The 12,882-nt window shown below is 50.8% G+C and carries 12 protein-coding genes, 1 tRNA gene and 1 pseudogene; 11 read left to right on the plus strand and 3 right to left on the minus strand.

What is annotated here, in order from left to right; all coding sequences use genetic code 11:
* Positions 1–155 precede the first annotated feature (155 nt).
* The 4 genes from JNK54_10340 to JNK54_10355 all read left to right on the plus strand — a co-directional run bounded on the left by JNK54_10340 (position 156) and on the right by JNK54_10355 (position 2,458).
* The gene (locus tag JNK54_10340; GenBank protein ID MBL8024657.1) at positions 156–1,160 is read left to right on the plus strand and encodes a transposase; all 1,005 of its coding nucleotides are present in this window, start codon (positions 156–158) and stop codon (positions 1,158–1,160) included.
* A 114-nt stretch (positions 1,161–1,274) separates the two neighbouring features.
* Entirely contained in the window at positions 1,275–1,658 is a 384-nt protein-coding gene (locus JNK54_10345; protein ID MBL8024658.1) for a DUF2384 domain-containing protein, read from the plus strand.
* Positions 1,659–1,720: 62 nt separating this feature from the next.
* Positions 1,721–2,182: an RES family NAD+ phosphorylase gene (locus JNK54_10350; GenBank protein ID MBL8024659.1), complete on the plus strand. Its 462-nt coding sequence runs from the start codon at positions 1,721–1,723 to the stop codon at positions 2,180–2,182.
* A gap of 9 nt (positions 2,183–2,191) precedes the next feature.
* The gene (locus JNK54_10355; GenBank protein MBL8024660.1) at positions 2,192–2,458 is read left to right on the plus strand and encodes an SOS response-associated peptidase family protein; all 267 of its coding nucleotides are present in this window, start codon (positions 2,192–2,194) and stop codon (positions 2,456–2,458) included.
* Here JNK54_10355 and JNK54_10360 read toward each other — a convergent pair.
* Positions 2,437–2,934, minus strand: a pseudogene (locus JNK54_10360) (transposase). The gene JNK54_10355 and the pseudogene JNK54_10360 overlap by 22 nt on opposite strands.
* Before the next feature lie 578 nt (positions 2,935–3,512).
* On the opposite strand from JNK54_10360, the gene JNK54_10365 reads away from it, so the two are divergent.
* The 4 genes from JNK54_10365 (at position 3,513) to JNK54_10380 (ending at position 6,983) form a co-directional block, all read left to right on the plus strand.
* Complete coding sequence (locus tag JNK54_10365; GenBank protein ID MBL8024661.1) at positions 3,513–4,040, plus strand: zf-TFIIB domain-containing protein; 528 nt, start codon at positions 3,513–3,515, stop codon at positions 4,038–4,040.
* A 386-nt stretch (positions 4,041–4,426) separates the two neighbouring features.
* The gene (locus JNK54_10370; protein MBL8024662.1) at positions 4,427–5,014 is read left to right on the plus strand and encodes a hypothetical protein; all 588 of its coding nucleotides are present in this window, start codon (positions 4,427–4,429) and stop codon (positions 5,012–5,014) included.
* A gap of 182 nt (positions 5,015–5,196) precedes the next feature.
* On the plus strand, positions 5,197–5,823 hold the full coding sequence (locus JNK54_10375; GenBank protein ID MBL8024663.1) for a hypothetical protein: 627 nt from the start codon (positions 5,197–5,199) through the stop codon (positions 5,821–5,823).
* A 134-nt stretch (positions 5,824–5,957) separates the two neighbouring features.
* Positions 5,958–6,983 carry a MipA/OmpV family protein gene (locus JNK54_10380; GenBank protein MBL8024664.1) on the plus strand — a complete coding sequence of 342 codons (1,026 nt, stop codon included), beginning with the start codon at positions 5,958–5,960 and terminating at the stop codon, positions 6,981–6,983.
* 1 nt (position 6,984) lies between these two features.
* Here the strand turns inward: JNK54_10380 and JNK54_10385 are convergent, their stop codons facing one another.
* Positions 6,985–9,036: a hypothetical protein gene (locus JNK54_10385; GenBank protein MBL8024665.1), complete on the minus strand. Its 2,052-nt coding sequence runs from the start codon at positions 9,034–9,036 to the stop codon at positions 6,985–6,987.
* Between the two features lie 242 nt (positions 9,037–9,278).
* On the opposite strand from JNK54_10385, the gene JNK54_10390 reads away from it, so the two are divergent.
* Positions 9,279–10,367, plus strand: coding sequence for an alkene reductase (locus JNK54_10390; protein ID MBL8024666.1), 1,089 nt, complete (start codon positions 9,279–9,281; stop codon positions 10,365–10,367).
* Between the two features lie 66 nt (positions 10,368–10,433).
* On the plus strand, positions 10,434–10,805 hold the full coding sequence (locus JNK54_10395) for a VOC family protein (protein ID MBL8024667.1): 372 nt from the start codon (positions 10,434–10,436) through the stop codon (positions 10,803–10,805).
* 22 nt (positions 10,806–10,827) lie between these two features.
* On the opposite strand, the gene JNK54_10400 is transcribed toward JNK54_10395, so the two are convergent.
* On the minus strand, positions 10,828–12,459 hold the full coding sequence (locus JNK54_10400) for a hypothetical protein (protein MBL8024668.1): 1,632 nt from the start codon (positions 12,457–12,459) through the stop codon (positions 10,828–10,830).
* Positions 12,460–12,566: 107 nt separating this feature from the next.
* On the opposite strand from JNK54_10400, the gene JNK54_10405 reads away from it, so the two are divergent.
* Positions 12,567–12,639, plus strand: a tRNA-Ala gene (locus JNK54_10405).
* Positions 12,640–12,882 lie beyond the last annotated feature (243 nt).

Genomic DNA, 12,882 nt, shown 5'->3' on the forward strand with positions numbered 1-12,882 from the left:
ACAGTTTTTATGGCCTGGGAAATTTTAATTCAAAAATTATGTTCCCCGTCGATCACCCCCTGGAGCTAAACAGACACCATGTGGGGGAGCGGGAGGGGACGTTTTAAAGATATCAAGTTATTGATAAAATGAAGTTTGTTTGATAGTCTTGGGATATGCCACGGCAGAGACGATTAAACATACCCGGGACGATTTTTCATGTGGTGGCGCGGGGAATTGAACGACGCCGAATATTTTCGGACCAGGGCGATTATCAGGAGTTCCTCCATAGATTGGAACTCGCCCTGGAAAAATCGCGAAGCCGCTGCTATGCCTGGGCCCTAATGCCAAACCATTTCCATCTTCTTGTTCGGAGTTCAGAATACCCCTTAAGCGATTTGATGCGGCGTCTAATGGGGAGCTATGCTGGATATTTCAATCGCCGCCATCGCCGGGCGGGCCATTTATTTCAAAACCGTTATAAATCCATTCTTTGCCAGGAGGATGCCTACTTTCTGGAACTGGTGAGATATATTCATCTGAACCCGGTCCGGGCGGGAATCGTCAAAAACGCAAAAGAGTTGGACCATTTCCCCTTTACGGGACATAAAACTTTAGTGGGAAAAGAACCTCACCCATGGCAGACACGCGGGGAAGTATTGGAACGATTTCATCGCACGGAAGGAAGAGCGGTGTCAGGATACCGAAAGTTTATAGAAGACGGATGGAAAATGGGGAAACGGCCGGAATTGATGGGGGGTGGGTTGCGCCGGAGCGCTGGAGGGTGGGAAGGAATTCGGGCGCTTAAACGCGACGGCGACTACTGGCGAAGCGATGAGCGGATTTTAGGGGATGGGGCGTTTGTCTCTAATGTTTTAGCGGCGGCCGAAGAAAACTTATCGAAGAGAGAAAAGATGAGCCGCGAGGGGTGGACACTCGAAAAACTTCTGATTCGGAGTTGCAAAATTGCGGGCATCGAACCGAACGACATCTATCGAAAAGGGCGAAGCAATTCGATCGCTCGAGCCAGAGCACTTATGGCTTATTGGGCGGCAGGTTTACTAGGTATTAAACGCAAGGCTGTGGCGGAAAGGCTGGGGGTCTCATCGCAGGCGGTTTCACAATGGGTTCAACAAGGACGTTCCTTATGCGAGAACGAATCCATTAACTTGATATCTTGAAAACGTCCCATTGCCACTTCAAGAACCTATTTACAGGCTCATCTTGCATTGGACAACTCTAAGTCTTGACAATTGTTAAGACTTAATGTAAACTCCTTCCTAGGAGGAAAAAACATGAAAAGGGCACATTTTTTTCCAACCACTGAAAAGGTAAAAGCCAGTGACGTTAGCTCTCGCATTCGTGTTATCCTTCATGATGCTGGAGTTCCAGAACGGGCCGCAGCCCAAGGGTTAGCTCTCGGTGAAACATACTTTTCACGAATGAAAAATAAACGAACAGGGTATTATCGGCGAGAGAGCATTTCTCCCCTTGAAAGATTGGCCTATGTAGTCGATTTTGCCAAGAACACTTTGTCTGAAAAGGGTGTAAAGAATTGGCTTTTGGAACCCAATCCGTATTTGAATAATGTTTCCCCAGTTCTCTGTCTTCGGTCTGACGAGGAAATGGAGAAGGTGATTTCACTCTTGGCAGCAATCCGGTATGGATTCCCTGCTTGAAATTGGGGGCCCTTCAAGACCTTTTTCCTGGGACCAAGTCTGAGAACAATTTATATTACAGAATGACAAATGAAGCTTATGGAGGGACAATCGACGATATTGGCCCTTCATTCATTTACGGTGGTCGGTACAATATAAAGGATGAATTTGGAGTTCTTTATCTCTCATCGTCACCTCAATGCGCCTTTTCAGAAAGGATTCGCCAAGTGAGAGGCCAGAAAGACGATCTTCTCCCTCAAGTAATAGCGACGTTTGAGGTGAAAATTCAAAAATGCCTAAACCTATTTGAAGAAAATATTCGAAGAGAAATAGGGATTGTCTGGGAAGATTTAACCAAAGAATCCGATTTTTTAACCCCACAATCCATTTCAAGAGAGGCGCGAACCGCCGGATTCGAAGCTTTAATAGCTCCTTCGGCTGTTGGAAAAGAATGCCAAACGCTTGTAGTCTTCAAAGACCGACTTGCCCCTCCATCCTTTTGCACACTTATGAAAGGTTCTTTAAAGAGTTTCCTTGTGCATTAGGGAAACCCAATGTGTGCCCAATTCACCCTCATTAAGACCCTGAAAGATCTGGCTAAGTGCCTAGACTTTGTCATTCAAGATGAAATCCTTTTTCCCCACCGTCTCGTCCCATCCTCAAAAGCCCCTGTCGTCACCAACCCCCCCAAGGGGCGCGCACTTCAGGCTATGCGGTTCGGCCTCATCCCGTCCTGGAGCAAGGAACCAAAAGTAAAGTTTGCGACGAATAACGCCAGGCTAATTTGGTCATACCCCCATCATTGTGCCACTGCCAAGTAGAGTCCTGACGTTGCTTTTGTAGCAAATTCCTCTGGCGTGAGGTCCCCCAGCGATCCGTGAGGACGGTCTCTATTGTATTCCAATCGCCATGCTTCGATAATGTCCCGGGCCTCCTGAAAACTTGTGAACCAGTGGTCGTTCAGGAATTCCCGCCGCAGGATCGAATTGAAGCTCTCGATATACGCGTTCTGCGTCGGTTTCCCCGGATCAATAAAATCCAGTTTCACCCCATTCCGATAGCCCCATTCATCCAATGCTTGGTCCGCCACCAGCCGTTTCAACTTGTTGTTTTCATTCTCCAACAATTTCAGCCGCCGTACATCGGATACATCCATCCCGCCGAATTTCGCCTTTCACTTGTAGAAGCTAGCGTCCGACATCCCCTGTTTTCGACACAGCTCCCGCGTATCGGCCCCCGCTTCTGATTTCTTTAAGATTCCTCTGATCTGTTCTTCTGTATACCGCTTTCGGGTCATGGTCTTGCCCTCCTGGGTTCAGTTTTATCATCCCAGGATTCTACTTTTAACCGGCTCAATTTTTGAGGGGAGGACCACCCGCTATCCACAAGAAAACATGGCAATAGAAGAAAAAAGGCACTGGAAAATAGGCTGAACGGGAGTTAGACTAGTCTCTGTGAGGCCAGGCGAAAGGTAGGACCGCCGAAGTTTCTGGCGGATTCATCCCGACCGGCCAGGGAGCGGTGTTGGCTCCCATAAAAAAAGAGTCCCACGATACGGGTGCGACGTGATCAAAGAAGGGTTTTCTACAGATTCGTTGCGCTCGGCTGTTGCCAAGGAGCAGCGCCGGACCAACGTGTTTCTTGCTCCTGGGATACACTCCAGACCAACTTCCAGAGAGCATTTCCTTTCGGCAACGCCCAGGAGGGCTTAGGCGAGGACGACGCTCACGGTTAAAGCGTTCAGTCATAGGGAAACTGATGATTCGCATCAACTTAATATCCTGGGGAATCTACACCCACAATCTTGACGCAACTGATATGTCCGCGCGGGTCCGCTGATTTAGTTCGGCCCGATCGATCCAAAAGGAGAATCGAATGAACTGTCCTGCTTGTCGTAGCGAATTAACCGAAATGACTGTTTCCGGTTTAAAGGTGGATGTTTGTAAGGCCGGCTGTCATGGCGTTTGGTTGGATAATTATGAAATTGAAAAAGTGGATGAGGCCCATGAATCGGCTGGGGAACAACTTCTTGATTTCACACATAACCCACAAAACAATGTTGATCCGTCTGCTTCACGGAAATGCCCTCAATGTCAGGATGTCGTTATGCAGAGGTTCTTTTTTAGTGTTCGAAAAGAGGTGGAGATCGATGATTGTCCAAAATGCGGGGGAACCTGGTTAGACGCCAATGAACTATCCGCAATCCGCTCCAGTTATAAAACAAAGGAAGATCGTGAAAATGCCGGCAAGGCATTATTTTCTAAGATGTTTGACAAAGATTTGTCGGAACAAGCCGCCCGCTCTCAGGCTGATCTAGAACGTTCTGAGCGGTTTGCTCGCGCTGTTAAATATGTTCTTCCCAGCTATTGGATTCCTGGTAAACAGAAGGGCGGTGCATTTTAACAGCAACGGGTCCCAGCACTCTGTTCTAATGCAATGGACGCGAGCCAAGGGTCCCGCGGCTCGCGTCTCTGAACGTGTGGGTTAGGCCGAAGAACAACAAATAGACGTTGCATGGGTTTCGTTAGTTGAACCTTTTTCTAACCAACGCCATCGGAGGGATTAAAATGGCTGCGTCGGAGTCTGATGTGGAACACGCGAAGGAGATCCTCGAAGATTACCGGTCTGAGGATGAATTGTCCTCTTCTTCGGGGGAAATCAGTCCGTTCCTTTAACCGGGAGGGGCCACCGTCGATAGCGAGCCGAACAGAAATTTCCAGACCTTGGGGACGAAATAGGACAGTCAACTGAGATTTTCGGGTTAATTGTTTTCACTTTGAGGGGGAGTTATTTTCTTTAAAGAAACTCTAAGTTTTGTCGCCATTGCCATCACTTTTGTGGCGTTTGTTCCCTATATCCGAGCCGTTTTGACGGGGGCAACCAAACCCCACATGTTTTCATGGGTGATCTGGAGCATCACCACGAGTGTGGTTTTCTTAGCCCAGGTGAAAGCAGAAGGCGGTGCGGGGGCTTGGCCCCTTGGGGTTTCTGGAGGCCTTGCGGTATGGGTAGCGGTCTTGGCGTTTCTCAAGCGCGGGGATTTGACCATCACAAAAACGGATTGGCTGTTTTTTGTCTCGGCTCTATCGTCCCTCCCGTTGTGGTATCTCACTTCCAACCCCCTGGCGGCGGTGGTCATTTTGACGACCGTTGATGTCCTCGGGTTTGGCCCCACCGTCCGCAAGATTTATCATCTGCCCCATTCTGAATCCCTGGTCTTTTATTCCTTGTCTACCCTTCGTGACTGCCTTGTGATTCTGGCGTTGGAGAATTACTCTCCAACCACCGTGTTGTTTCCCGCGGTCATCGGGACTTCCTGTTTCTTGGTGGTGGTCCTGGGGACCATCCGCCGGCGGGGAATCTCCCCCATACAATGATAGGTTTGGCCCTAATATCTGAAGGTCCCGACAAAACAAGGAAGTGGATTCTCGATCTCCTCTGTGAAATAAAAGGGCTGAAGAGACACCAAAAGGAAATGGACCCACATGGAGAAAAGGTTGATGTACAATGGCGATGAGGCAGGTTTGTTGAACTTCCTTCGGTCTCAGGAGGCGTTTTTATGGAATTTCGGGATATGTCTAAAATTGAAAGTCCGTTTCGCCGGGAGATGCGGGACGGTGTTTATGTGGTCACGTCCGTCATTGAGCCGGGGTTTGAATGGGTGTTTACGGATCCGGACGTTTTGGCCATTGAAAAGCTGGATGGTACAAACGCGAGCATTGTGATGAACGCGGGTCGCTTGGTGGGGTTGACCAACCGGAAAAATATCTGCCCCTCGGATACCTTGGACGTGAATCGGTTCATTCAAGGGGTTCGCCATTGGATTGAGCGGGGAAACCATCTCCCCGCGGAGGGGCAACATTTTGGGGAACTCATGGGGCCCCAGGTTCAAACCAATTTTCTGGAGCTGGACCGATCTCTGTGGATTCCTTTTGATTATCTCAAGGAAAAGGCCAGTTACCGGTCCTACCACAAATACCCCAAAACCTATGAAAACATCAGTGCTTGGTTCAAAGACGGGCTCTTCTCCCTCATGTATCAGCGGTTTCATAAGGGGCAAAAGCGTTCTCCGGAAGGGATCGTTTTTTTTCATCCCGCTCACGGCTTGGCAAAACTGCGTCGGGACATGTTTGACTGGTGGGACGGGCCCCGCCATCCGGGGGAAAGTCACTCCGGTGGATCTTAAAAGCCCTGTTGAGTCCCAGCCTTGGGCCATATTGGCGTGATCGGTTCTCAATGAGAGTCGGCCGTTGGATGAGGGGCTTTGTTCTCCTTCCCCTATGTCTGGTTGGGGGGTGGGGGGCGTCACTTAAGGTACGGGTGGATAATCCACCTGTCACAGGAGAGGTGGTGGCGTGGGTGTTCGATTCACCCAACTCATTTGTGGATCTTCGGGATCCGGTTCGAACCGTTGTTCTTCCGGAGCGGGGAGCCACACCGGATTACATTTTGGATTTACCTGCGGGAGAATACGCCCTGATTGTTTTCCACGATGCCAATAAAAACGGAATCATGGATAAAAACTTTATCGGGATCCCGCGGGAATGGTTGGGATTTTCAAACAGGTATTGGCCTGAGGGGCCACCGACCTTTGCTCGAGCGGCGTTTCGGCTTGAAGGAGACGAAACCAAAACCTTCGATGTTCAACTTCGATCCGTCTTTGGAAAAACAGGTCTGTTGGGTGTGGGTGTCGGCGTCATCGCCCAGACCAGCCCTTACCGGGGATCGTCCCACGTGATTGTTCAACCCATTCCTGTCATCAGTTACATCGGGGACCGGGTCCAGGTTCTGGGTCCGTCCGCCAATGTCGGGATTCTTAAATGGCGTGATCTGGGATTCGCTCTTACCGTTCAATACCGGCTGGCCGCCTACGATGAGGAAGACAGCCCGATTTTACGCGGGATGGGAGACCGAAATTCTACCGTTATGGGGGGCTTGGCGTTTCAAGCGAATCTTCCGGCGGGGATTAGAATGTCCGCCGGATTCGATCAGGATCTTTTGGGGCGTGTCCGGGGTGGGACCCGGAAGGTTGGGATGAATAAATCATTTCAGGGGGGGCTGTTTACACTATCACCTCAAGTGGGGTGGACCTGGTCAACGGCGGAATTAACGAACTATGAATTTGGGGTCTCGCCAGAGAAGGCCCTGCCGGATCGCCCGGCTTACTCTCCGGGAACGTCGTTGAGTTTTGTTTGTGGATTGGGTCTCTTCATCGAACTGCCGGGAGCGTGGAGGATTGTTCTCAATGGAAAAACAGCGTTCCTTCCCTCCGCTGTTTCGGAGAGTCCCCTTGTGGATCAATCTCAGCTGATGAGTGGTTTTGCGGCCGTGACGCGTTTGTTTTGACCTATTTTTTTAATAAGACGTAACCCACTCCACAGAGACAAAAAAGTCCAACGAGGACCACCCAGAGAGAATTTTTATTCCTGTTGGTTGGGTTTGGGATCGGGAGTTCCTTGTGTTGGGATGGATCTTCAGAAGCCTCCTCTTTCGATACGCTCATTCCTAATGATTCAGGAACAAAGTAGGCGGATTGATCTGCCACTGTCATAGGGATTTTGGGGTCTGCTCGAATTGAGTAATTCGGCGGTGGGAGTTTTGTGTCTCCGCAGTAGAAATAGACCTCGTCTTCAGGGGTCGCTTTGAAAATTATTTTATGAGTTATTCCACTGACTGTTGGTTCGGGAAGGGAAAATGAAGGATCATCAACCTCGAGGATAAGGCGGTTTCCCGTCACAGGAACACCGTTGGATCCAATAAGCAGCATGGTTGCCCATTCTTCTCTTTTGACGGGAAAGGTCTTCCCAGATTCGGACATGAATTTCGTGTAGCGGTATTCGTCGAATCTCCATGGGGTTTCAAGAATAACTTTCTCCCCCATTGGTGATGGTGAAATTAAACGGGCTCGGGTCGGTTCGGAAAGTCCTTTGACATCAAAACGGATCGTGATCGAGGGCACTTGATCAAACGTTCCCTCCAGAACCCAGCGGGCTTTGTCTTGGACAGAAGGGATTTTTTTAAAACTCGTTTTGATGATTGTTTGCCCGCTGCGCGGGCGGATCAAGAAAGGAATCTCCCTCCCAAAAGAGGTGAGACGCCAATCGTCTCCCGTATGAGAAACACCGAAAATATTCGCCGGAATGTCAGCGGATTGAATTCCGGATTGAAGAACCCGAATCGTTTCTCGATGCGAAAAACCCTCAGGATTAAAATTAGAAGAAAGCGGGTCCCAGCCGGTGCTTTGTTTGGCTTCAGCAACGACCTTGTGGGTTTGGATCGGCCCCATTGAGGCGAGACGAATCTCGGATTCATTCCGACGTTGGCGCAGCGCATTGATGGGGTCGGATCCGTAAATCAGCACGGGGTCTGTGGCCGGACCATCAATTCCAAACCGGAGCTTGTAATCTCCCGGCATTTGGGCCTGAAAGAGGATGCTGAGAGGCATTACACATGCTTCCATTCGACGGACCCGAATGGGGGCGCCATTGTGTGATTTCAGATAGAGCACCGAATTGGTGTCATTCCCCGCGACCCCCATGCTGACCATCAAATAAGGGGGTTGTCCTTTCCCCGGGGCAACCATTTGGGCGATGGCGGTCATGTGGGAATACACCGGCCTTTCTTCGTTGGAAGGGAGATTGACAGTTGTTTGACGAATATTGTTCAGATCAATATTCGTCATGTCGTCAACATAAACAGCAACTTCGGCTGCGTAGATGTTTCGTCGCGGAGCGGTGAGTTCAAAGCGATCTCCGAAATCGGATGTCCCGGTCCTTTTAAAAGGGATTTCCTCTTTCCCCATTGTTGGTGCAGAGGACGGGGCTTGAACCCATTGCACATTAACTCGAGAGGATGGGGGCGTCATCGAATCATCTAAGGTCAACCGAAAAGTCGTTCCCGGTGGAGGAGTCGCCATTCGAATCCGGGCCGATGAGCTCATTTGGGATGGGGGAACGAGCGTGTCCCAGGTTTGCCCATCGCTGGTTCGATCGATGGAATAAATTTTCTTTTCCTGAACCCCGGTGTATATAGAAAACCCTGAAACAGGGAATGAATCGGGTGCTGTAAAAGTGACGATCGTTTTATCTTCTAGAATTTGAGTTTTCATTGAAGTTGTTGGGATCATTTTTAAAAGGCTGATCGGTGTGAAGTCAGGGGATTCAAATAAATAGGGAATTTCTTGACCTTCCGGGGAAAATAATCGGAGCTCTTCGCGCGCGCGATAGTTGTCTGATGTCTCTGTTGGTAAAAAGCAGCGGATCAAGCCGGGCTTGTCGATGGATATATCCTGGGTATAATTGAACGCCCATCCCGGTGTTGTTATAGCCGGAATAATGAAACTGGTAACAAGAAACCAACGCAAGAACGAAAACTTCTCGGGATGGGTCGAATCAACCATTGGGGCCTCCACGGTCGTCATACCTTGCTTCAAATGAATAATGCCATATTTTAAATAATTGGCAAGGGCCATTCTTGGCAACGGGACGAGACGCAGGAAGTCCCAGGGGGATCTGTGAATCTGGCTCATGAACTCTGGGTGGATGAGTCGGTTCTCCCGAAGAAACCAAATGAATGAGGGAACTTATTAACGAAGCAAGCGTTAATAGAGTAAAGCAACCCTTTTTCCCAGGAGAGTTCTCCATGCCTATCGAATTAAAGAATCTTTTGTCACAAGAAATCGCACTTGGTCCCCTGACATTGAAAAACCGCTTTGTGATGGCGCCCATGACCCGTTGTCGGGCGGGGGAGAATCATGTTCCTACGGACTTGAACGCGGCCTATTACGCGCAACGTTCCACGGCGGGGCTCATTGTGTCGGAGGCGACCCAAGTTTCTCCCCTGGGGGTGGGCTATCCAAACACGCCGGGAATTTATTCGGCGGAACAGGTGGCGGGGTGGCGAAAGATCACGGACGCGGTTCATCAGGCGGAGGGGCGGATCTTTCTTCAACTGTGGCATGTCGGACGGGTGTCCCATTCCCTATGGTTAAACGGGGAGAAGCCGGTTTCCTCCTCGGCGGTCGCTCCCCGTGGGGAGGTGTCTACACCGGCTGGGACGAAGCCTTTCGAAGCCCCACGGGCGTTGGATCGGGCGGAAATCCCCGGATTGGTTGAGCTCTATCGATTGGGGGCCCAGAACGCTTTGGCAGCGGGGTTTGACGGGGTGGAGGTTCACGGGGCCAACGGGTATCTGCCCGACCAGTTCCTTCGGGATGGGGTGAACAAGCGCACCGACGACTATGGCGGATCGGTGGAAAATCGGGCGCGGTTTTTGATGGAGATCGTGGACGCTGTTATTGGTGTGTGGGGGAAGGATCGAGTGGGTGTGCGGCTTTCTCCCAGCGGCAGTTTTAATGATATGGCTGATTCCAATCCTGAACAAACCTTTTCCCATGTGATTCAAGAACTGGACAAACGTGGTGTGGTTTACGTCCACTTGATCGAAGGGAATGACGCCGATGTTCGGCATGGGGGGCGGGTTGTTCCCACGGCTCTCTTCCGGCCTTTGTTTAAACGATCCCTGATCGTTTGTGGTGACTACAACTTTGAGCGGGCTGAAAAGGTCTTAGCGGAAGGGGGGGCGGACTTGGTCGCGTTTGGGCGGGCGTTTCTGGCCAATTCGGATTTGCCCCGGCGCGCCTTGGAAAGCGTTCCGTTGAACGCGCCGGACCCTGCCACATTCTATGGGGGAAAAGAGAAGGGATACACGGATTATCCCTCCGTGGCCTGAGGGAAATTGAATCTGAAAATTTTATTTTCGGTCATTGAAAAGACACACTAAACGTGAGGAGGAACAATGGCACACAATCCTGTGGGGTGGTTTGAGATCTATGTTCAGGACATGGTTCGCGCGAAGTCCTTTTATGAAACGGTCTTTAAGACTAAACTGGATCCACTGAAAAGCCCAGACCTTGAGATGTGGACGTTTCCCATGACAATGGGATTGGCAGGAGCCGGTGGGGCGTTGGTGAAAATGGCGGGCGTTCCTTCCGGTGGAAACAGCACCCTCGTCTATTTTAATTGTAACGATTGCGCTGAAGAGGCTTCCCGTTCGGCCCAAAACGGCGGGAAGATTTTTAAGCAAAAGATGGCCATCGGTGAACACGGCTTTATTGCCCTGGTGGTGGATCCCGATGGGAATAAGATCGGCCTCCATTCGATAAAATAAGAACAGGGGTAGGCGGGGCCGCCTATCTCAAATTTTTAATGATGCCGATCAAGTAGGCAATGGAGCGGTAAGGGTTGTCGGGATTCTTTTTTCCAATAATTTTGAGGCTCTCGGCGATGCGCTCTTTACCGTATTGGTCTTCGAGTGAAATAAGGGCTTTGATGGCGTTTATGTCCTTGTCCTCGTAGACCAGGGTGGCGGCGGCTTGGGCACGGGTAAACTTTTCTTCACCGTGTTTATCTTTTAATTCTTTCAGGGCCTGGTCAAGTTTGGCGGGGTCATAAAGGGTGTTGGGGGTGTAGATGGAGGCTCGACGAAACCCTTTCCCGGGAACGTTGGGAGAATAATCCACCTCTACCAGGTTATGGCGGCGGAGCTCTGTTACCCCCTTCGAAATGGTTCCTGGACGCAAATGGTAGCGGCGGGCCATGGTTTTCCGTGCGGCCGACCAGCGGGGGCGGAGCGGCGAATTGGCCGATTCGTATTGGCCCATGAGAAAGAATGTTTTTCCTGGGAGCTGGAGTCGTTGCGGCCATCCTTGGGTCCAATAGGTTAGCGGGATCCGGGCCGAACGTTCGGCGTTCAGAGGTATGAGCGTGATGAGGGCGTCTGTTCCCCGTGAAGGTTCGAATCGGATGAGTCCGTACCGGTTCTGAAGTTTGGTCAATATTCTGTTGATTTGGCTTCGGCGAATACTGTTTTCTTGGTCGAGAATTCCCAGGGATTCCGCCAGCGGGTCGTAGCCGAGCCTGAAAGGAATGTTTTCGGGGAAGAGGGATTGCTCTCGGAGCAGGTAAAGGTAGGTGTCCAACGTTCGTTCGTCGCCGCCCGCCATCCGACCTAAGTAGTTCCTGTTTAAGAGAAATTCGGCTGGGATATCGACGCCGGTGTCCTCAACATTGGGAAGTGGGTCGGCTTTGGGAATAGACCGGATCTGTGACAAGATCTCTTTAGCGATGGGTTTTGAGCGGATGAGCGCGTTTGCTTCTTCGTTGTGGGTCAGCGCGGCGTTGGTCCAGTTCGACGAACCCAGGATGATGGTTTCCTCATCGATGACCAACACTTTGGAATGATTGTATGTCGCCGGGTTATCAAAATAGACGGGAATCCCTTGAGCTTTCAAAAACGCGTAAGCCGCGGCATTTTTCCCTTCCGCTAAATCTATGTTGGACCCTTCCTCCTCAACAAATTGAATGTTTTGATCGAGCCATACTTCCACCCGGATCCCCGCTTCGTGGGCTTTCCGGAGCGATTCCGCCAGTTGAAGCACCGGGGAATCGTGTTGTTGGGGACGCAAAGTGAATAGATACAGGGACAGGGCGATGGAAGATTTGGCATTTTTGAGTTCTTTCTGGACGGTGGCGAAGTAATTCCGTGGGGGGATAAACTCCGCTTCGGCAGGAAAAGCGACGGCTGAGGATGTGAACCCGAAATCTTCAGTTGGATCGCGGAATTCAACGAAAAATCCGGACCTTTTTCCTTCACAAAAAAGTTTGTCCGTAGTCCCCGCTACGACCTGCACTTTTTTGTTCGTAAAAAAGCCCGTCTTTTCCGTCTCGGTCCTCGCGCCCAACTGAAGATTCCGGGTTAAAAGGCCACTCAGGATTAGGAAGCCTATCTTGCGGAGGGTTCGGGCCCCTTTGGAGTGGCGCATAGGGTCTTTTTAGCGCATTTTTTAAATAGTTGAAACGGGGACGCGACGCTTCGTCAGGAGTTGCGGGGAGTTGTGATATAATGATTCGGCATCATTGCCATTAGCATGGGGCTGTAGCTCAGCTGGGAGAGCGCGTCGTTCGCAACGACGAGGTCGAGGGTTCGATCCCCTTCAGCTCCACATTTTTTCCGTAGCGAACTGAAAATGAGGGTCCGTTCCCAAACCGGGGGTGGGCCTTCTTTCATTTTCGGGAGGGCAAACGGCGGGCGGGGCGGAGAGGCCGGGCGCGGAAACGGATGGAGACGATCCCGTCGCCTCTTTTCCGTCGCTGGAGATGCCCCAGCGGAAGCGGACCGTGATGTTGTCCTTTCCGTAAATCACCTTTTCGATGCCTTGCCGAACGGCCAACGACTTCTCAATCCC

It is taken from the genome of Elusimicrobiota bacterium, from assembly GCA_016788905.1.
GTDB lineage: Bacteria > Elusimicrobiota > Elusimicrobia > FEN-1173 > FEN-1173 > JADKHR01.